General features: G+C 72.8%; 23 protein-coding genes. 8 read left to right on the forward strand and 15 right to left on the reverse strand.

Annotated features, from left to right (window positions below; all coding sequences use genetic code 11):
- Positions 1-11: 11 nt before the first annotated feature.
- From M2163_RS14830 to M2163_RS14845, 4 genes are all read right to left on the reverse strand, one after another.
- Positions 12-1,055 (reverse strand): zinc-dependent alcohol dehydrogenase family protein, encoded by a 1,044-nt coding sequence (locus tag M2163_RS14830; RefSeq protein ID WP_280894166.1) that lies wholly within the window; start codon positions 1,053-1,055, stop codon positions 12-14.
- A gap of 35 nt (positions 1,056-1,090) precedes the next feature.
- The gene (locus M2163_RS14835) at positions 1,091-1,786 is read right to left on the reverse strand and encodes a lysoplasmalogenase (protein ID WP_280897258.1); all 696 of its coding nucleotides are present in this window, start codon (positions 1,784-1,786) and stop codon (positions 1,091-1,093) included.
- 200 nt (positions 1,787-1,986) lie between these two features.
- A complete protein-coding gene (locus M2163_RS14840; RefSeq protein ID WP_280894167.1) occupies positions 1,987-2,889 on the reverse strand; it encodes a sterol desaturase family protein in 903 nt (300 codons plus the stop codon).
- Between the two features lie 104 nt (positions 2,890-2,993).
- A complete protein-coding gene (locus tag M2163_RS14845) occupies positions 2,994-3,722 on the reverse strand; it encodes a VIT family protein (RefSeq protein ID WP_280852316.1) in 729 nt (242 codons plus the stop codon).
- A gap of 88 nt (positions 3,723-3,810) precedes the next feature.
- On the opposite strand from M2163_RS14845, the gene M2163_RS14850 reads away from it, so the two are divergent.
- Complete coding sequence (locus M2163_RS14850) at positions 3,811-4,794, forward strand: DEDDh family exonuclease (RefSeq protein WP_280894168.1); 984 nt, start codon at positions 3,811-3,813, stop codon at positions 4,792-4,794.
- A gap of 129 nt (positions 4,795-4,923) precedes the next feature.
- On the opposite strand, the gene M2163_RS14855 is transcribed toward M2163_RS14850, so the two are convergent.
- Positions 4,924-5,172: a hypothetical protein gene (locus tag M2163_RS14855; protein WP_037708056.1), complete on the reverse strand. Its 249-nt coding sequence runs from the start codon at positions 5,170-5,172 to the stop codon at positions 4,924-4,926.
- 128 nt (positions 5,173-5,300) lie between these two features.
- Here M2163_RS14855 and M2163_RS14860 point away from each other — a divergent pair, with 128 nt between their 5' ends.
- Complete coding sequence (locus M2163_RS14860; RefSeq protein ID WP_280852314.1) at positions 5,301-6,098, forward strand: SURF1 family protein; 798 nt, start codon at positions 5,301-5,303, stop codon at positions 6,096-6,098.
- 65 nt (positions 6,099-6,163) lie between these two features.
- Here M2163_RS14860 and M2163_RS14865 read toward each other — a convergent pair whose 3' ends face one another.
- From M2163_RS14865 to M2163_RS14880, 4 genes are all read right to left on the reverse strand, one after another.
- Positions 6,164-7,102, reverse strand: coding sequence for a hypothetical protein (locus M2163_RS14865; protein WP_280894169.1), 939 nt, complete (start codon positions 7,100-7,102; stop codon positions 6,164-6,166).
- Positions 7,103-7,182: 80 nt separating this feature from the next.
- Positions 7,183-7,353 carry a YbdD/YjiX family protein gene (locus M2163_RS14870; RefSeq protein ID WP_280894170.1) on the reverse strand — a complete coding sequence of 57 codons (171 nt, stop codon included), beginning with the start codon at positions 7,351-7,353 and terminating at the stop codon, positions 7,183-7,185.
- A gap of 44 nt (positions 7,354-7,397) precedes the next feature.
- Positions 7,398-9,548 (reverse strand): carbon starvation CstA family protein, encoded by a 2,151-nt coding sequence (locus M2163_RS14875; protein ID WP_280852311.1) that lies wholly within the window; start codon positions 9,546-9,548, stop codon positions 7,398-7,400.
- A 39-nt stretch (positions 9,549-9,587) separates the two neighbouring features.
- A complete protein-coding gene (locus M2163_RS14880) occupies positions 9,588-9,803 on the reverse strand; it encodes a DUF3311 domain-containing protein (RefSeq protein WP_280852310.1) in 216 nt (71 codons plus the stop codon).
- 187 nt (positions 9,804-9,990) lie between these two features.
- Here M2163_RS14880 and M2163_RS14885 point away from each other — a divergent pair, with 187 nt between their 5' ends.
- The 5 genes from M2163_RS14885 to M2163_RS14905 are packed head-to-tail and all read left to right on the forward strand — an operon-like array spanning position 9,991 to position 14,952.
- Positions 9,991-11,523 carry a sodium:solute symporter family protein gene (locus M2163_RS14885; RefSeq protein ID WP_280852309.1) on the forward strand — a complete coding sequence of 511 codons (1,533 nt, stop codon included), beginning with the start codon at positions 9,991-9,993 and terminating at the stop codon, positions 11,521-11,523.
- Positions 11,520-12,080, forward strand: a complete 561-nt coding sequence (locus M2163_RS14890) for a sigma-70 family RNA polymerase sigma factor (RefSeq protein WP_280852308.1) — start codon at positions 11,520-11,522, stop codon at positions 12,078-12,080. Before M2163_RS14885 ends, M2163_RS14890 begins: the two co-directional genes overlap by 4 nt.
- On the forward strand, positions 12,077-12,373 hold the full coding sequence (locus tag M2163_RS14895; protein ID WP_280852307.1) for a hypothetical protein: 297 nt from the start codon (positions 12,077-12,079) through the stop codon (positions 12,371-12,373). The genes M2163_RS14890 and M2163_RS14895 overlap by 4 nt, the downstream gene beginning before the upstream one ends.
- 33 nt (positions 12,374-12,406) lie before the next feature.
- A complete protein-coding gene (locus M2163_RS14900; RefSeq protein ID WP_280852306.1) occupies positions 12,407-14,191 on the forward strand; it encodes a glycoside hydrolase family 15 protein in 1,785 nt (594 codons plus the stop codon).
- Positions 14,192-14,196: 5 nt separating this feature from the next.
- Entirely contained in the window at positions 14,197-14,952 is a 756-nt protein-coding gene (locus M2163_RS14905; RefSeq protein WP_280852305.1) for an SDR family oxidoreductase, read from the forward strand.
- A 60-nt stretch (positions 14,953-15,012) separates the two neighbouring features.
- On the opposite strand, the gene amaP is transcribed toward M2163_RS14905, so the two are convergent.
- Genes amaP through M2163_RS14930 form a run of 5 tightly spaced genes read right to left on the reverse strand, consistent with a single transcriptional unit; the run spans position 15,013 to position 17,365 of the window.
- Positions 15,013-15,591, reverse strand: a complete 579-nt coding sequence (gene amaP, locus M2163_RS14910; RefSeq protein WP_280894171.1) for an alkaline shock response membrane anchor protein AmaP — start codon at positions 15,589-15,591, stop codon at positions 15,013-15,015.
- Between the two features lie 5 nt (positions 15,592-15,596).
- Complete coding sequence (locus M2163_RS14915; protein WP_280852303.1) at positions 15,597-16,283, reverse strand: DUF6286 domain-containing protein; 687 nt, start codon at positions 16,281-16,283, stop codon at positions 15,597-15,599.
- Entirely contained in the window at positions 16,280-16,678 is a 399-nt protein-coding gene (locus M2163_RS14920) for an Asp23/Gls24 family envelope stress response protein (RefSeq protein WP_280852302.1), read from the reverse strand. Before M2163_RS14920 ends, M2163_RS14915 begins: the two co-directional genes overlap by 4 nt.
- Positions 16,675-16,869: a hypothetical protein gene (locus M2163_RS14925; RefSeq protein ID WP_037708092.1), complete on the reverse strand. Its 195-nt coding sequence runs from the start codon at positions 16,867-16,869 to the stop codon at positions 16,675-16,677. The genes M2163_RS14920 and M2163_RS14925 overlap by 4 nt, the downstream gene beginning before the upstream one ends.
- Positions 16,870-16,906: 37 nt before the next feature.
- Positions 16,907-17,365: an Asp23/Gls24 family envelope stress response protein gene (locus tag M2163_RS14930; RefSeq protein ID WP_280894172.1), complete on the reverse strand. Its 459-nt coding sequence runs from the start codon at positions 17,363-17,365 to the stop codon at positions 16,907-16,909.
- An 86-nt stretch (positions 17,366-17,451) separates the two neighbouring features.
- Here M2163_RS14930 and M2163_RS14935 point away from each other — a divergent pair, with 86 nt between their 5' ends.
- Positions 17,452-18,168 carry a nucleopolyhedrovirus P10 family protein gene (locus M2163_RS14935; protein ID WP_280852300.1) on the forward strand — a complete coding sequence of 239 codons (717 nt, stop codon included), beginning with the start codon at positions 17,452-17,454 and terminating at the stop codon, positions 18,166-18,168.
- An 8-nt stretch (positions 18,169-18,176) separates the two neighbouring features.
- Here M2163_RS14935 and M2163_RS14940 read toward each other — a convergent pair whose 3' ends face one another.
- A complete protein-coding gene (locus tag M2163_RS14940; RefSeq protein ID WP_280852299.1) occupies positions 18,177-18,989 on the reverse strand; it encodes an enoyl-CoA hydratase/isomerase family protein in 813 nt (270 codons plus the stop codon).
- Positions 18,990-19,040: the final 51 nt, after the last annotated feature.

Here is a 19,040-nt window from a genome sequence, read left to right on the forward strand (position 1 = left end):
GGACCGACGCGCTAGACGGTGACGAGGACCTTGAGCGCGGTGCGTTCGTCCATGGCCTTGTAGCCGTCGGGGACACCCTCCAGGCCGACGGTCATGTCGAAGACGGGTGAGGCGTCGACGGTGCCGTCCAGGACGTCGGGGAGCAGCTCGGGGATGTAGGCGCGGACCGGTGCGACACCGCCGCGCAGGGCGATGTTCCGGTCGAACATGACGCCGAGGTCGACGCCGGTGCCGCTGCCGTGCGGCACACCGACGAAGCCGATGGCCCCTCCGTCGCGGGTGATGCCGACCGCCGTCCGCATGGACTGTTCGGTGCCGACGGCCTCGATCACGGCGTGTGCGCCCTGGCCGCGGGTGAGTTCGCGGACCGCCTCGACGGCCGCGTCCCCCCGCTCGGCGACGACGTCGGTGGCGCCGAACCGGCGCGCGATGTCGGTGCGGACCTGGTGGCGGCCCAGGGCGATGATCCGTTCGGCGCCGAGTCGCCGGGCGGCGAGGACCGCGCACAGGCCCACGGCTCCGTCGCCCACGACGGCGACCGTGGCGCCCGGGCGGGCCCCGGCGCCGAGGGCCGCGTGGTGTCCGGTGCCCAGGACGTCGGAGAGGGTCAGCAGGGAGGACAGCAGGTGGTCGTCGGAGGCCGCCTCCTTGGGCAGCCGTACGAGCGTGCCGTCGGCGAAGGGGACACGCACGGCCTCGCCCTGGCCGCCGTCGTAGCCGACGGAGCCCCAGAAGCCGCCGTGCTCGCAGGAGGTGGTCAGACCCTCGCGGCAGTAGTCGCACACGCCGTCGGACCACATGAAGGGCGCGACGACGAGGTCACCGCGCTTGAGGGTGGAGACCTCGGAGCCGGCCTCCTCGACGATGCCGAGGAACTCGTGGCCGATCCGCTGCCCCGGCTGCCGGGCCGCCTCGCCGCGGTACGCCCACAGGTCGCTGCCGCAGATGCAGGCGCGCAGCACCCGGAGCACGGCGTCGGTCGGCAGTTGCACCACGGGCTCGGGCACGTCCTCCACGCGCATGTCGTAGGGGGCGTGGATGGTGGTGGCGCGCATGGCGGGGTCCTTCTCCTGCTAGGTCGTGGCAGCGCTCAGGGGGTGGTCGAGCGCGGGGCCGGGCGCTCGGTCGAGCGCGGGTCCGAGCCCACCTCACCGTACGTCGCCCCAGGTCCCCGGCGCGCTTCGAGGCCTCGTCGTGTGCCACTGGCCAGCAGGAACTGTGCGGCCACATAGGTGAGCATGATCCAGAAGTCGGGCCTGGGGAGCTGGGGCCAGTCGGCGACGCCGGTGGCGATGAGGGTGTCCGAGAGCAGGAAGAGCGCGCCCCCGAGTCCGGTGACGAGGCCGAACCGGGCGGCCGCGGTGTACGCCATGGCCACGAGCAGGGTGCTGTATCCGGCGACGGGGATGCGGAGGTCCGCCGGCAGGTCAGGCCACAGGAGGGCGACCGTGGTCCCGAGGGTGAGGGCGTAGACGGGGGCCGGGAGGAGGGCACGCGCGCGTGGCGTGCCGTGCCGTACGAAGAGCGCGAGGTAGCAGACGTGTCCGGCGGCGAAGGAGGCCATGCCGGCGAGGAAGGCCCCGTCGGTGTCCGACAGCAGCAGGACGTCGCCGCCCCAGCCGCACAGGAGTGCGGCGACGAGGAGGCGTGGGGCCCCGCGGACGGCCGCCCAGGCGGCGAGGAGCGGCATGAGCAGGGGCTTGGCGACGACGTGGCCGCCGTCGAAGCCGACGGCCAGGGAGGTGAGGTCGGTGAGGGTGGCGGCGGCGAAGCAGGCGAGCAGCAGCGCGGCGAGGGAACGCGGGCGCCGCGGGTCCGGCCGGGGGCGGGCAGGTGACGACGTCTCACGGTCGGTGCGACGGCCCGCGTCACGCGCCCGTCCCCCGGCACCGGTCTGCCCGCGCTCCCGTCCTCCGGCGCCGACCTGCCCGCGCTCCCGCCGCCCCGCGTGGTCGCGCGCGCGTGGCCGCCGCTCGGGCCGGCCTCTCACGCGGCGGCGCTCCCCTCGGCCGGAGCCGGTTCCCTGGGCGGGGCCGATTCCGCCGACGGCGACGGCGATGGCGACGGCTGCCAGCCGGGCCCGCCGAACACCCGCCCGGCCCGCTCACGCCAACTGCGTGCCTTCCTGACGTCCTTGACGATCGCCACGTACTCATGCGTGGCCACCTTGATGGGGTTGAACGTGTTGATGTTCTTGGTCAACCCGTAGACGGGCCGTTCGGTCTCGGCGACGAACGAACCGAAGAGCCGGTCCCACACGATGAGGATCCCGCCGAAGTTGCGGTCCAGGTAGCCGCCCTGGGAGGCGTGGTGGACGCGGTGGTGGGACGGGGTGTTGAGGACGAACTCGAACCAGCGGGGCATCTTGTCGATGCGTTCGGTGTGGATCCAGAACTGGTAGACGAGGTTCGCCGAGGAGCAGAAGGCGAGCGCGGCCGGGTGGACACCGGCGGCGACGAGGGGGACGTAGAACGGCCAGACGGTCAGGCTCGTCCAGGGCTGGCGCAGCGCGGTGGTGAGGTTGAACTTCCGGCTGGAGTGGTGGACGACGTGGCAGGCCCACAGGATGCGGATGACGTGGTGGCCGCGGTGGGACCAGTAGTAGAAGAAGTCCTGGCCGAGCAGCATCAGGGGGATCGTCCACCACAGGACGGGGACGCGGAGCGGGGTCAACTCGTAGAGGGCCGTGTAGACGGCGACGATCGGGATCTTCCACAGGAAGTCGAAGAAGAGGCTGCCGAGTCCCATGCCCAGGCTGGTGGCCGCGTCCTTCGTCTCGTACCCGGCCGCGTCCTCGTCGGGATGGATGCGGACGCTGATCATCTCGATGACGGTGAGCAGCACGAAGGCGGGGATGGACCAGACCACGACGTCGGGGAGGTTCGGCATGCGTGCACCGTAGAACCGCCGGTCGGGCGCGGCTAGACGTTGTTACCCACAAGTATTACCGGTGGTACGCGCTTGCTTCTTGGCGATCTCCACCAAGGGGGCCGTCACCCCACCCCGGCCGCCCCCAGCAACACCCCCACCCCATAAGTGACCCCCATCGCCAGCAAGCCGCCCCCCACGTTCCGCACCACCGCCCGTCCCGGTGCCGCCGCCCCCAACCGCGCGCTGCTCCACCCGGTCAGGACCAGCGCCCCCACCACCGACACCACCGTCACCGGCACCCGCCAGCCCGACGACGGCAGCACAATGGCGAGCAGCGGCAGCAGCGCCCCCGCCGTGAACGCCAGAAAGCTCGCCCAGGCCGCGTGCCAGGGGTTGGTCAACTCGTCCGGGTCGATGCCGAGCTCCACGCGCGCGTGCGCCCGGAGCGCGTCGCGTTCCGTGAGCTGCTCCGCCGCCTCACGGGCCACGTCGCGGGACAGGCCCCGCCCCTGAAGAAGCTCCGTCAACTCCTCCAGTTCCGCCTCGGGCTGCTCGCGAAGTTCCCTTTTCTCCATGGCCAGCGCGGCCACCTCGGAGTCGCGCTGGGTGGACACGGACACGTACTCCCCGGCCGCCATGGACATCGAGCCGGCCAGCAGACCCGCCAGACCCGCCGTCAGCAACGCCGCGCGGTCGCTCGTCGCGCCGGCCACGCCGACGACGAGGCCCGCCGTGGAGACGATGCCGTCGTTCGCACCGAGGACGGCCGCGCGCAGCCAGTTGAGGCGGGCGCCGAGCCCACCGCCGTGCGCCTCGCCGTGCGCCGTTCCGCTCACACCTTCTTCGGTCATCCCCGGAGGATCGCACCCCTGCCCCTGCGAGCCGGACACCGACGCCACCGTGAGGGACTGTCAGTCGTGGCCCGTATCCTCGTGAACCATGCTCGAAGACCAGACGACCGCAGCGTCCTCCCCCACAGCGTGGCCGGCCGCGTATCCGCAGGGATACGCGGTCGTCGACGTGGAGACCACCGGCCTGGCCCGCGACGACCGGATAATCTCCGCGGCCGTCTACCGACTTGACGCCCGCGGCGAGGTCGAGGACCACTGGTACACGCTGGTCAACCCGGAGCGCGACCCCGGCCCCGTGTGGATCCACGGGCTGACGAGCGAGACACTCGAAGGCGCCCCTCTCTTCCAGGACGTCGCCGACGAGTTCTCGGCCCGCCTCGACGGCCGTGTACTCGTCGCGCACAACGCCGTGTTCGACTGGCAGATGATCGCCCGCGAGTACGCGCGCGCGGGCCGGGTGGCGCCGGTGAGCCAGCGGCTGTGCACCATCGTCCTGTCGAAGGAGCTCGGCCTGCCGCTGCCGAACCACAAACTGGAGTCACTGGCAGCCCACTTCGGCGTCGTCCAGCAGCGGGCGCACCACGCCCTCGACGACGCGCGCGTGCTCGCGGAGGCCTTCCGGCCGAGCCTGCGGGCCGCCGCCGCGCGCAGTGTGCGGCTGCCGCTGCACGAGTGCCGGCCGCTGACCGAGTGGACGGACCGGGCGGTGCCCCGGCAGTCGGCGGGCTACGGCGGTTACCGGCCCACCAGTTGGCGGCCCACGCGCAAACGGCCCGCGTGCCCCTATCCCAACCCGGGGCGGTACGAGGACGGCAAACCGCTCAAACAGGGCATGCGGATCGCCTTCTCCGGAGACACCTCGACCGAGCGCGACCTCCTGGAGGACCGGGCGATCGAGGCGGGGCTGCATGTCGCCACCAGCATCTCCCGGCTGACCAGTCTGCTCGTCACCAACGACCCGGACTCGGGCACGTCCAAGGTGGTCAAGGCCCGGCAGTTCGGCACACCGGTCGTCGACGAGGCGGCCTTCGGACAGCTTCTGCGGGATGTGGAACCGGCGTCGGGGGGATGACCGTACGGCACCCGGCGTCGGGGGGATGACCGTATGGCTCCGGATGCGGTGTGATCCCGGCCCGGCACCGACGGCGCCCAGTCCCCGGCCCGTGGCGCGGGCGCAGCCACCCTCACTGCCGGGCCGGGATCACACCGCGGAGCCGATCTTGTCGACGATGCCGACCTTGCCCTCGGCGCGGGCACAGTGCGCGCCGCAGAACCAGTGGCCGTCCACCTCGACGCCCTGGCCGATGATCTGCACCCGGCAGTGCTCGCAGATGGGCGCCATACGGTGGATCGCGCAGGCGAACGAGTCGAAGACGTGGCGTGCCCCGTCCCGGGTCTCGACGGTGAAGGCCAGCTCGTAGTCGTTCCCGCACACTTCGCAACGTGTCATACGCCGAATCGTCAGCGGCGGGAGCCGGCCCCCGCAAGCCGGGAGCGCCCGGCCGGGTGGACGTGGCCGACCGGGTCCGACCGCACCCCTGTGGGAACCTTCCGGGGTCCGAGTTGTACGGTCGTGGGGTGTACCGCTTCCTGTTGTCCCGGCAGTGGGTGATCCTCACGCTGGTCGCCCTGCTCCTCATCCCCACGATGATCAGGCTGGGCATCTGGCAGATGCACCGCTACGAGGAGCGCACCGCCCGCAACCGGCTGGTCTCCGAGGCGCTGCACGCGACGCCGGTGCCGGTGGAGGAGATGACCTCCCCCGGGCACACGGTCACGACCCACGACCGCTACCGCAGGGTGACCGCGAAGGGGCACTTCGACACCGACCACGAGGTCGTCGTCCGGCGCCGCACCAACTCCGACGACGAGGTCGGCTACCACGTCCTGACCCCCTTCGTCCTCCACGACGGCAAGGTGCTGCTGGTCAACCGGGGCTGGATCCCCGCGAACGGCCCGAGCCAGACCGCGTTCCCGAAGATCCCCGCTCCCCCGAAGGGCGAGATCACCGTCACCGGGCGGCTGATGCCCGACGAGACGACCGCGGCGAGCGGCATCAAGAACCTCAAGGGACTGCCGGACCGGCAGGTCATGCTGATCAACAGTGAGCAGGAGGCCGAGCGGCTGGGCGCCACGGTGCTCGGCGGCTACATCGCCCAGACGGCACCCGAGCCGAAGGGCGACAGCCCGGAACTGATCGGCGGCAATCCCGGCAAGGAGGACGCCGCGCTGAACTACGCCTACGCGATCCAGTGGTGGCTGTTCTCCGCGGGAGTACCGATCGGGTGGGTGATCCTGGTGCGACGCGAGGTGCGGGACCGCCGGGAGAAGTCGGCCCAGGACAGCACCGCGGAGGCGGAACCGGCCGCGGTGTGACCCACCCGCACTCCACGGCCCCCGGCACCCCGCGTCTCGCACCCCGCCCCACCCCGTCGTGACGCTCACCCTCCCGCACGGTCCCGCCAGTAGAGGAACGTGCGTTCCGGATCGGGCAGCAGCTCCCACGGACGCGGGGTCATATGGCGGCCGATCCGCCGGAACACGAGAGCCGCGTCGGCCGGACGGTGGGAGCGTACGAGTGCGAAGGCCAGGAGGTTGAGGTCGGCGACGGCCTCGGCGTGCGGTGCGGCCGGCGCGTGGAACCAGTCGGCCAGGGCCGCATCGAGCTCGGCGCCGGCCCGGGGTTCGTTCCAGTGACCGTCCGCCCCGAGGGACATCTGCCGCTGCCGGTGGGCGACGAGTTCGACCCGGGCCGCCACCGGGAGCAGGGCCAGCGGTGAACCGTGCGGCGCGCGGGCGGCGCCGTGGCCGGCGAAGTCCATCATGTCGGCCACCGAGCCCTGCCCGCGTGGGGACAGACAGCTCAGCATCAGGTGGTAGGCGCCCCGGTGCCACGGCGCCCGGATGACGGCCTCGGTCCAGACGGGCACGGCGTCCCGGGGCGGCGCGGCGAGGGAACGCATCAGCCCCAGAAGCGCCAGCCAGGGAGCCGGATCCTCGGGGCAGACCTCGGCGGCCCGCAGACACGCGCGTTCGGCGTCCCGGGCGGCGGCCCGTCCCCCGGCGGAAGTCCACCGTGTGCTGCGGACGCAGGCCCACAGCACCAGCGCGTCCGCGTCACCGGGACGGTCCGCCCGCCACCGTTCGCACACCGCGGCCGGCAGTCCGCCCGCCAGGACGGACATCCGGTGCCATCGGCGGTCCCAGTCCCTCCCCGTGTCCCGCAGCAGCTCGGCGACCGGCTGCCAGGGCGGGCGGCCGGAGCCCGCACCGAGGCCGTGCGACTGGAGCGTGGGACGCAGGTCGGTCAGCGTCGTGTGCAGCAGGTCGTCGTCGAGGGCGGGGCGCACCAGCAGGGTGTGACGGCGGCGTCTGAGCATCTCGGTCCCGGGTGAGTGTGAAGGGTGTGCGGGGCGGGTGGTGCGCCCGCCCCGCGGTCGGCGGCAGCGGCGGCCCGGCCTCAGCAGCACCGCCCCTGCGGATGGGACTCCCGGTGCCGTGTGCGCAGCACCTCGTACTCCCGCCGGGTCGGTGCCGGTGCGAGGGGACGGTGGCGCAGCTGCCGTTCGCGGTAGCGGTCGTACTCCGCCTCTCCGGTCAGCTCCCGCAGATACCACCCAAGACCCCGCACCCACCTCCGGGCGGTCGCGGTCACTGTCACTGTCACTGTCACTGTCACGAGCGGACCCCCACGAGCTCCTCACCGGCCTGCTCGGCCACATCCAGCCGCGACTCGACGTACGGCGCCTCCGTGGTCGGCAGCGCCCCCGGAGCCCGCACGGCCCGCACGCACACCACCCCCGCGTTGACGATCACCACCGCGACCAGCAGCAGGAACAGTGCGATCAGCACCCCGTCGACCGTGGAGTTGGTCACCACCGTGTGCATGTCGTCCAGCGTCCTGGCGGGGGCGATCACCTGGCCCGCGTCGATGCCGTCCGCGTACTTGGCCCGCTGGGCGAAGAACCCGACCCGCGGATCGTCGGAGAAGATCTTCTGCCAGCCCGCGGTGAAGGTGACCGCGACCACCCAGGCGAGCGGCGCCCCGGTCACCCACGCCCAGCGCAGTTTCCCGGACTTGACGAGGACGGTGGTGCACACGGCCAGCGCGATCGCGGCCAGCAACTGGTTCGCGATGCCGAAGAGCGGGAAGAGCTGGTTGATCCCGCCGAGCGGGTCGGTGGCGCCGGTGTACAGGAAGTACCCCCAGGCCGCCACCACCAGGGCGCTGCACAGCCAGATGCCGGGCTTCCAGTTGACCCGGCCGACCGGCTTCCACACGTTGCCGAGCATGTCCTGGAGCATGAAGCGGCCGACCCGGGTGCCCGCGTCCACCGTCGTCAGGATGAACAGCGCCTCGAACATGATCGCGAAGTGGTACCAGAAGGCCTTCATGGCCGTACCGCCGAACACCCCGGAGAAGATCTCCGACATGCCGACCGCGAGGGTCGGGGCGCCGCCGGAGCGGGCGATCAGGGTCTGCTCCTCGACCGCCCTGGCGGCCTGGTCCAGCTGGTCGGGCGTGATGGTGAAGCCGAGTCCGGCCACCGCGTGCGACGCCGACTCCGCCGTGGCGCCCAGCAGCCCCGCCGGGGCGTTCATCGCGTAGTAGAGGCCGGGCTCCAGGGTGGCCGCGGCGATCAGCGCCATGATCGCGACGAAGGACTCCATCAGCATGGCGCCGTAACCGATGAGCCGGACCTGCGACTCCTTCCGGATCAGCTTCGGCGTCGTACCGGAGGAGACCAGGGCGTGGAAGCCGGACAGCGCGCCGCAGGCAATGGTGATGAACAGGAAGGGGAAGAGCGAGCCGGCGAAGACCGGGCCCGCCCCTGACGAGGCGAAGTCCGTCACGGCCTGCGCGCGCAGCACCGGGGCGGCCACCACGACCCCCACCGCGAGCAGCGCGATCGTGCCGATCTTCATGAAGGTGGAGAGGTAGTCGCGGGGGGCCAGGAGCATCCAGACCGGGAGGACGGACGCGACGAAGCCGTAGCCGACCAGGCAGAAGACCAGGGTCGTCGGGCTGAGGGTGAAGGTGCCGGCCAGCGAGGAGTTCTGGACCCAGCTGCCCCCGACGATCGCGAGGAGCAGCAGTGCGACGCCGATGAAGCTGGTCTCCACGACCCGGCCGGGACGGACGCGGTGCATCCAGAAGCCCATGAACAGGGCGATGGGGATGGTCATGGCGACGGAGAAGGTGCCCCACGGGGAGTGCGCCAGGGCGTTGACCACGACCAGGGCGAGCACGCCCAGCAGGATGATCATGATGGCGAAGACGGCGACCAGCGCGGCCGCACCGCCCGCCCGGCCGATCTCGTCCCGGGCCATCTGCCCGAGCGACTTGCCGTCCCGCCGCATGGACAGGAAGAGGACCACCATGTCCTGCACCGCACCCGCGAAGATCACTCCGGCGACGATCCACAGGGTGCCGGGCAGGTAGCCCATCTGGGCCGCCAGCACGGGGCCCACCAGCGGTCCGGCGCCCGCGATCGCCGCGAAGTGGTGGCCGAGCAGGACCCGCTTGTCGGTGGGGTGGAAGTCGACGCCGTCCTCCAGGCGTTCGGCCGGGGTGGCCCGGCGGTCGTCCGGCTTCAGGACGCGGCGGGCGAGGAAGCGGGAGTAGAAGCGGTAGGCGATCGCATACGAGCCGAGCGCGGCGACGACCAGCCAGACCGCGGAGATCCTCTCGCCCCGGGCCAGCGCGAGCACGCCCCAGGCGACCGCGCCGAGCAGCGCCACGACCGCCCACAGGAGGATCGATCGAAGTGACATTCGTGATTTCTCAGGCGCCTCAAGGGCAGGCCGAAGGGCGGATCCAGGCATGGCGGCTCCTCACCGGAAGCGGTGCAAGATCAGATGGACTCAGCGGTGATGTCGGTCCGAGAGGGCGTACGCGGCCAGCAGGCACAGACCGCACCCCGGCACCCAGGCGAGCTGGTACCAGTAGAAGAACGGCGTGCCCGCGAGGCGCGGCTGCGCACCGGCGTACATCGGGACCCACAGCAGTCCGGCGGCGGGGGCGAGAAGCAGTACGGCGATCGCGACGCGCCGTAGCCGGTGATGACCGGTCCGTGCCATGACCTGCGCTCCTCTCCCCATCGCTGTCGGTCTGTGCAAGAGTTGCCCACCTCCCGCGGACGGTTGACAGCGAATTCCGGGGAGATTTCCCGCCGATGTCCGTCATCCGAACCGGCGGCCCGCGCAACTAATGCGCGAGGGCACAGCCACCCCCGCGCGCACCCGGGGCACACCAAGGACGGTGACCATGGCCGACGGCGCCATGACCACGACGTTCCTCGCCGTGATCGGCGGGGCGTCGCTGCTCGCCGTGACCGCGCGCCGGCTGCGCCCCAGCGACCGGCTGCCCTCCCTGGAGGGCTGGGCGCTGGCCGACCGCAGCCTCGGCCCGGTGTGGACCTGGCTGCTGCTCGGCGGCACGATCTTCACCGCGTACACGTTCACCGCGGTACCTGGCCTCGCGTACGGCAACGGCGGGGCCGCCTTCTTCGCGGTGCCGTACACGGTGATCGTCTGCCCCCTCGCCTTCGTGCTGCTCAGCCGCCTGGGCGAGGTGGCCCGGCGGCACGGGTACGTCACCGCCGCCGACTTCGTGCGCGGCCGCTACGGCTCCGCGCCGCTGGCCCTGGTGGTGGCGCTCACCGGGATCCTCGCGACGATGCCGTACCTGGCGCTGCAACTGCTCGGGATACGGGCGGTGCTGACCGCCGGGGGCGTGTACCCGCGCGGCGCGACCGGCGACCTGGTGATGGTGGCGTTGTTCGCGGGGCTGGCGCTGGCCACCTACCGGCACGGGCTGCGGGCACCGACCGTGATCTCCGCGCTGAAGGCGGTCGCGGTCTTCGTCTCGCTCACCGCCGTGACCTGGCTGGTCCTGGAGCGGCTCGGCGGGCCGGGCCCTGTCTTCGACGGGGCCGCCGAACGGCTCGGCGGCCCCGCCCTGCTCCTCTCCCCCGACCAGCAGCCCGCCTACGCCACCCTCGCCCTGGGCTCCGCGCTCGCCCTGCTGATGTACCCGCACGTCCTCACCGCCGGGTTCGCCGCCGACAGCCCGCGCACCCTGCGCAAGGTCGCGGTCGCCCTGCCCGCCTGGACGGGTCTGCTCGCGCTCTTCGGGTTCCTCGGGATCGCGGCGCTCGCGGCGGGGGTGCGGGCACCGGAGGGCGGCGCCGAGACCGCCGTACCGATGCTGGTGGACCGGCTGATGCCGGGGCCGCTGGCCGGGCTGGTGTTCGGCGCGATCACCGTGGGCGCGCTGGTCCCGGCGGCGGTGATGTCGATCGCGGCGGCGACCAGCTTCGTGCGGAACGTGTACGTCGAGTACGTGCACCCCACCGCCACGCCCAAGCGTCAGGTGCGGATCGCCAAGGCGGTGTCGCTGACGGCGAAGGTGGGCGCGGTGGCGTTCGTGTTCGGGCTGCGCGACCAGGACGCCGTCAACCTCCAGTTGCTCGGCGGGGTCTGGATCCTGCAGATCTTCCCGGCCGTCGCCGTGGGCCTGTTCACCGGGCGGCTGCATCCGCGGGCGCTGCTCGCCGGATGGGCGGCGGGCATGCTGACCGGCACCTTCCTCGTCGTCCACGAGGGGTTCTCGACGATCGGCGCCGGCCCCTTCCAGATCTACGCCGGTCTCGTCGCCCTTCTGCTCAACCTGACCGTCGCCCTGGCCGGGACCGCGGCCCTCGAACGGCTCGGCGTCCCGCGCGGCGCCGACCTGACCGACCTACCGTCGCGCCTGACCGTCAGGCGGCGCCCCGAGACGGGAGCGAACAACCCGTGAGACAGCACCTGAGACACGGCGCCGCCGTGCCCGTCCCGCTCGCTCCCGCCGCGGCCGACCCCGCCGAGGTGGAGCGCGAGGCCGGCGTGGCCCGTCTGTTCGAGCTGCACTACGCCTCGATGCTCCGGCTCGCCGTGCTGCTCGGCGCCGACGACCCGGAGAACGTGGTCGCCGAGGCGTACTACCAGATCTACCGGAAGTGGCGGCGGCTGAGGGACACCGAGGCCGCGGAGGCCTATCTGCGCTCCACCGTGTGCAATCTGACCCGGATGCGGATACGGCACCTCCAGGTCGCCCGCAAGCACGTCGAGGCGCCGCCCACCGAACTCGTGGCCTCCGCGGAGAGCACCGCGCTCCTCCACGACGACCAGCGCGTCCTCATCGACGCGCTCCAGCAGCTGCCCGCCCGGCAGCGCGAGGCGCTGGTGCTGCGGCACTGGCTCGGGCTCAAGGAGAGTGAGATCGCCTCCGCGATGGGCATCTCCTGCGGCTCCGTCAAGACCCACACCGCACGCGGCCTCGCCGCGCTGACCCAGGCGATGGAGGCCCGGCGATGACGCATCGAGACACGACTCCCCCGCGTGACACCGAACGGGAGCTCCAGGAGGCCCTCGCCGCGCTGGCGGGCGGAGTGCAGGCGGCGCCCGACGCCTACCGCACGGCGCGCGGCGAGTGGCTGCGCCGGGAACGCCGCCGCCGGCTCGTGCTGGCCGTGCTCGTCGCGGTGGTGTTCGCGCTGGCGACGCTGATCGGGCTGTGGGTGCTGAACCAGACTCCGGCGCACCCGGGGGTGATCTTCTCGGACACCGGGACGGGCACGGCGGCGTCACTCCCCCGGCCCCACCCCTGATTGCCCTGACGGCCCGGCGGGAAACCGCACAGCGTGCACCCCCGTATCGAGGACTACGCCCTCATCGGCGACGAACAGACCGCCGCGCTGGTCGGCACGGACGGCTCCGTGGACTGGCTGTGCCTGCCCCGTTTCGACTCGGCGGCCTGCTTCGCCAGGCTGCTCGGGGACGAGGAGAACGGCCACTGGCGGATCGCCCCGGAGGGCGCGGACCGGTGCACACGGCGCGCCTACCGCCCCGGCACCCTCGTCCTGGACACCGAGTGGGAGACCGACGAGGGCGCGGTGCGCGTCACCGACCTGATGCCGCAGCGCGACGTCGCCCCCGACGTCGTCCGGGTCGTGGAGGGGCTCCGCGGCCGGGTCACCGTGCGCAGCACGCTCCGGCTGCGCTTCGAGTACGGCTCGGTCGTGCCGTGGGTGCGCCAGTCCGACGGGCACCGGGTGGCGGTCGCGGGCCCCGACTCCACGTGGCTGCGCAGCGAGCCCCCGGTGCGGACCTGGGGCGAGCACCTCGGCACGCACTCGGAGTTCACCGTCGAGGCCGGCGAGAAGGTCGCGTTCGTGCTGACCTGGCATCCCTCGCACGAACCGCGTCCCCCGCTGACCGACCCCTTCGAGACGCTGGAGAGCAGCGTGGCCGACTGGCAGGCGTGGGCCGCGCGCTGCCGCTACAAGGGCCCGCACCGGGACGCCGTGGTCCGTTCCCTGATCACCCTGAAGGCGCTCACCTACCGGCCGACCGGCGGCATCGTGGCCGCCGCGACCACCTCGCTGCCGGAGGAGATGGGCGGGGTCCGCAACTGGGACTACCGCTACTGCTGGCTGCGCGACTCCACCCTCACCCTGGCCGCCCTCGTGCAGTGCGGCTACCTGGAGGAGGCCGAGGCCTGGCGGAACTGGCTGCTGCGCGCGGTCGCCGGCGACCCGGCTGACCTCCAGATCATGTACGGCGTCGCGGGCGAGCGGCGGCTCCCCGAGTTCGAGCTGCCGTGGCTGTCCGGCTTCGGCGGCTCCACCCCGGTACGCATCGGCAACGAGGCCGTGAAGCAGCTCCAGCTGGACGTGTACGGCGAGGTCATGGACTCGCTGTCGCTGGCCCGGCGGGCGGGCCTGCCCGCGAAGTCGCACATGTGGTCCCTGCAGAGGGTCCTGCTGGACTTCCTGCGGTCCTCCTGGCGGCAGCCGGACGAGGGGATCTGGGAGGTGCGCGGCGGCCGCCGGGACTTCGTCCACTCGAGGGTCATGGTGTGGGTGGCCGCCGACCGCGCGGTGCGCACCCTGGAGGCCCTCCCTGAGCTGACCGGCGACCTGGAGGGCTGGCGCGCACTGCGCGACGAGGTGCACCGCGAGGTCTGCGAGAAGGGATACGACCCCGAACGCAACACCTTCACCCAGTACTACGGCTCGCGCGAACTCGACGCGTCCCTGCTGCTGATCCCGCGCACCGGCTTCCTGCCGCCCGACGACCCCCGCGTCGTCGGCACCATCGACGCGATCCGCGCGGAGCTGGAGCACGACGGTCTGGTACGGCGGTACAGCGCCGAGGAGACCCCCGTCGACGGGCTGCCCGGCGGCGAGGGCACCTTCCTGGTGTGCTCGTTCTGGCTCGCCGACGCGCTCCACATGACCGGCCGCAAGAAGGAGGCGCGGGACCTCTTCGAACGACTGCTGGGCCTCACCAACGACGTGGGGCTGCTTTCCGAGGAGTACGACCCGGTGGCCGGTGCCCAGCTGGGCAACTTCCCGCAGGCGTTCAGTCACATCGGTCTGGTGAACACCGCCCTCACTCTGTTCGGGGGCGAGGAGGCAGGATAGGGGCCATGGATCTTGGACTGAAGGACCGTGTGTACGTCGTCACCGGAGCGACCCGTGGGCTCGGCAACGCGGCCGCGCGCGAGCTGGTCGCGGACGGGGCGAAGGTGGTGGTGACCGGCCGGGACGAGAAGCGTGCGCTCGCCGCGGCGGCGGAGCTGGGGCCGAACGCGGTGGGGGTGGGCGCCGACAACGCCGATCCGTCGGCGCCGGAGCGTTTGATCGCCGCCGCGCGGGAGAACTTCGCCGGCTTCGACGGGGTGCTGATCAGCGTGGGCGGGCCCGCGCCCGGCTTCGTCGCCGACAACACGGACGAGCAGTGGCAGGCCGCGTTCGAGTCGGTGTTCCTGGGCGCGGTCCGGCTGGCCCGGGCGGCCGCGGCGGAGCTGGAGGACGGGGGTGTGATCGGCTTCGTGCTGTCGGCGTCGGTGCACGAGCCGCTTCCGGGGCTGACCATCTCGAACGGGCTGCGGCCCGGTCTCGCCGGATTCGCGAAGTCGCTCGCGGACGAACTGGGGCCGCGGGGGATCCGGGTCGTCGGGCTGCTGCCCTCGCGCATCGACACCGACCGGGTGCGCGAACTGGACGCCATGTCGGCCGACCCCGAGGCCACTCGGGCCGCCAACGAGTCGCGGATTCCCCTGCGGCGGTACGGGACGCCGGAGGAGTTCGGGCGGGCCGCGGCGTTCTTCCTGTCGCCGGCCGCTTCGTATCTGACCGGGGTCATGCTGCCTGTCGACGGGGGCATGCGGCACGGGTTCTGAGGCGCGGGCCGGCGGGGGTGGATCGCGCCCACGCGGCACAGCCCCGCGCCCCCGGGTCTCTCAACTGACCCTTTCCGCCTTGTGTTTGACGCCGGTCATACGGACCTCGGCCGGCAGTGAGTCCAGGCCCGCGGAGTTGCGGGCGTGGGTCAGGGCCCCGGTCGTCAGGTCGTGCAGGGCCGTTCCCGGGTCCACGTGGGGTTCCAGCAGGAGCCGCACGCGGGTCCCGGGGGCGTCCGGGCGGCCGGTCAGATGGGCGTGGGCCCGGTGGACACCGTCCAACTCGGCTGCCTGGCCCTCGAGTACGCCCTCCAGGGCCCGCCCCCTCAGCAGCGCGCCCTCGCCGTCGCCCGTGTCGACGCGCACCTCCGTGAGCCGGCGCCTGCGCAGGACCGCCGTCAGCCACCACAGGGTCAGGAGCAGCACGAGCGCCAGGGCGGCGATGACCGTGGGCCACCACCAGCTCTCGCCGTCCCATCGGGTGCGCTCCGCGTCGCTCAGCAGGACGTCCTTCCTGCCGTCGTGGATCCACCAGGAGGGCGGGTCGACGCCCAGACCCACGGCGAGCACCGCGCCGCCGACGACGAGCAGGACCAGCCCCACCAGGCCGATCAGTACACGGTTGACGGTCCTGAGCATCTCTCTCAGCCCTTCTTCCGGGTGGTCCGTGCCACGTGCACCGACAGGGCGGGGAGCCGGGCCAGGCCCAGTCCCCTGATCGCCTCGGCGAGGGTCACATCCAGGTCGGCGCGGACGTCGTCCAGTTCACGGAAGTGGGAGACGGCACGGACGTCGGCCTTGCGCCGCCTCATCCGTACGCGTGCGGACTGGACGCCGGCCACCTCCATGGCCCGGTCGCGCAGGACCATGGCGGCCGCGTCCCGGTGCAGACCCGCACGGACGTCGGGGTGGGTGCGGCTCATCGGCAGGACGCGGCGCAGACCGGGGGTGAGGGCCAGGACGACCAGCCACAGGCCCAGGGCCGCGGCGACACCGGCGCCGACCAGGACCCAGGTGTCGTCCAGGGGGCGTTCGGCGAGCTGCCGGGAGAGTTCACGGCGCCAGTGCATGGCCGGCCGGCCGGCCCGGACGGACGCGATGTCGTACAGGAAGACGCCCGCGAGGAGCAGGAGCAGCAGGGCGACGAGGCCCGCCGGAATCCTGCGCGCCGACCAGAAGCGGCGTCCGCCGCCGCCCGCCTCGGCCTCCGCGGCCGGTGGTGGTCCGTAGGCGGCCGCCGACGCGGACTGGTCGTGCCGGTCCGCTTCCGCCGTCCGCTCGATGACCGGCAGTCGTTGTGTGGTGCCTTCGGAGCCCTGGGGCTCGCTCATCGCGTCCTCCCCTGTGCCGCGCCGTGCGCCTGTGCCGGATACAGCCGCTCCACCTGGACGGCGACCTCCGACACCTCCATGCCCACCAACGCGACTACCCGCTCGGCCACTTGCTGACGCACCTCGCGGCACCGCGCGCCGATGTCGCAGGGGTAGTCGAGTTCGAGGTGCATGCGGACGCGGGCCGTCTCGTGGTGGACGACGACGGTGGCGTACGGGGTCTCGGCCTGCGCGGGGAGCGCTCCGAGCGCCTCGCGGGCCGCCTGTCCGGCGACCTTCGCGACCACCCGGTCGGCGATTCTCGTCGCGCCGCGTTCGCCGGGAGGAACGGCGGTGGCGGCCAGGGGTCTGCGAGTGCCGTCCGTCTCGCCGGCCTCACTGCTCACGGCGGTCATCCCCGTCGGTCACGCCGGTCGTCACGGGTGCGGAAGAAGTCGCCGAAGTCCAGGTCCCCCTCCAGGAACCGGCCGACGACAAAGCCGATGGCGCCCAGCGCCGCCACCAGCAGGAAGGCCCCGAACCCGCCGAAGTACCCGGCGAAGCCCAGCGCCATGCCGGCGATCAAGCCGACCACGGCCATGCTCATCGTGCGCTCCCTCAAGGTCCCTCACGCTGTGGGCGGGCTACTGGATCCGGGGCTCCGGTTCCTCGTCCTCCTCGTCGGGCAGCTTCACGTCGCTCACCGCGATGTTGACCTCGACGACCTCGAGTCCGGTCATGCGCTCCACGGCGCTCACCACGTTCTCCCGTACGGCCTTGGCCACATCCGCGATCGAGACGCCGTAGTCGACGACGATCTCCAGGTCGAGGGCGGTCTGCACCTCGCCGACCTCGGCCTTGACCCCGCGGGTGACGGACTTCGAGCCGCCGGGCACGCGGTCGCGCACGGCCCCGAAGGTGCGGCTGAGCCCGCTGCCCATGGCGTGGACGCCGAGGACGTCCCGTGCCGCGAGTCCGGCGATCTTCTCCACGACCCCGTCGGCGATGGTGGTGCGCCCACGGGTCGCCGGGTCGCCGCCGCCGCGCTTGGTGGTCTTCCGCATCTGCGGCTCCACCTCGGTGCTCTGCGTCATGTCGGTCATCGTCGTCACCCCTTTCGGTCGTCCTCCTTCGACCACCGTAAGCGCGGTGGCGCGATCGCGCGCCGGAGATGCGGCAGGCTGGAGGAATGACGGCGGAGCAGTGGGCACGGACGGTGCGTCATCAGCTGGGGCTGGGCAGACTGCTGCCCCTGGGCGGGCCGCGCGACGGCGCGTGGATCTCCGAGGAGGCGGCCCTCGGGGTGCTGCGAGCCGCCGTCGGGAACCTTCCGGGTGTACGGCTGGGCGCGGGGCGCCTCGGGCTCGCCCGCCCGGAGGACGCGGCCGAGCCCGCCGTGCCGCCGCCGCCGAGCGCACTGCCGGCCGGCCCGCTGCGGCTGGCGGCGGAGTTCGAGGCCACGCCCGCGGAGCCGTTGCCGGTGACGGCGGAGCGCTTGCGCACGGTGCTCGCCGGGGCCGCGGCCGGGCGACTCGGGCTGGAGCTCGACGAGGTGGATCTGAAGGTGACGGCCCTGCTGGAGGAGGACACGGAGCGTTCCGCCGTACGGGCGTCCGAGCCGCCGCGTCCCGCCGAGACGGGCCCGGGAGACGAGACCCGCGCGGGGCTCGCCGCGCTCGCGGTGCCCGGGGTGGACCGGCTGACCGGGGTGCTGGGGCGGCCGGTGCACCTCGGGGACCGCGAGACCGGGGACAGCTCGCTGCCCCGCCGCCATGTCCGCGTCGAACTGGCGGTGGGCGCGGACCGCCGGGCCCTGGACGTGGCCCGGGAGGTCCGCGCCGCCGTGGGAGCGGCGCTGCCGGACACCCCGACGGTGGCCGTGCTGGTGACGGCCGTGGTGCGTTAGTTGGTGCGTCAGTCGCCCACTCCGGCGAGGTCCCGCAGCCGGCGGGCCTGGGCCGCGCGCTCGGCGCCGCGCTGCTCGTCGTAGGTGCGGTCCTGGGCGCCGCGCAGCAGCGCCTTGGTCTCGATGACCGCGTCGCGGGGGGCGGACAGGAGCGCGGCCGCGAGGTCCCGCACGGCTGCGTCGAGCTGGTCCAGGGGCACGGCGATGTTGGCGAGGCCGGTGCTCACGGCCTCCTCGGCCAGGACGAAGCGCCCGGTGGCGCAGATCTCCAGCGCCCGGGCGTATCCGACGAGGCCCACCAGGGGGTGGGTGCCGGTGAGGTCGGGAACCAGGCCGAGGCTGGTCTCGCGCATGGCGAACTGCACGTCGTCGGCGACGACCCGCAGGTCACAGGCGAGGGCCAGCTGGAAGCCCGCTCCGATGGCATGCCCCTGCACGGCGGCGATGGACACGACGTCACTGCGCCGCCACCAGGTGAAGCCCTCCTGGAACTCGGCGATGGCGGCGTCGAGTTCGGCGTCACCACTGCGGGCGAGGTCGACGAACGACGGCTCGCCCTCGATCCCCTCGGGCGTGAACATCTGCCGGTCGAGCCCGGCGGAGAAGGACTTGCCCTCACCGCGCAGCACGACGACCCGGACGGAGCCCGGCACCAGCCGGCCCGCCTCGGCGAGCGCCCGCCACAGAGCCGGGCTCTGGGCGTTGCGCTTGGCGGGGTTGGTCAGCGTCACCGTGGCGAGGGTGTCCTCGACGGTGAGCCGTACGCCGTCCTTGTCGAGCAGGGGAACGAGTTCCTGGCCATCCTGGCCGGACGTCGCCATGGGGCGCCTCCGATGAGTGCGGTCATCCTCCGTGCCGCGGGACGGCACAGC

The organism is Streptomyces sp. SAI-135 (assembly GCF_029893805.1).
Taxonomy (GTDB): domain Bacteria; phylum Actinomycetota; class Actinomycetes; order Streptomycetales; family Streptomycetaceae; genus Streptomyces.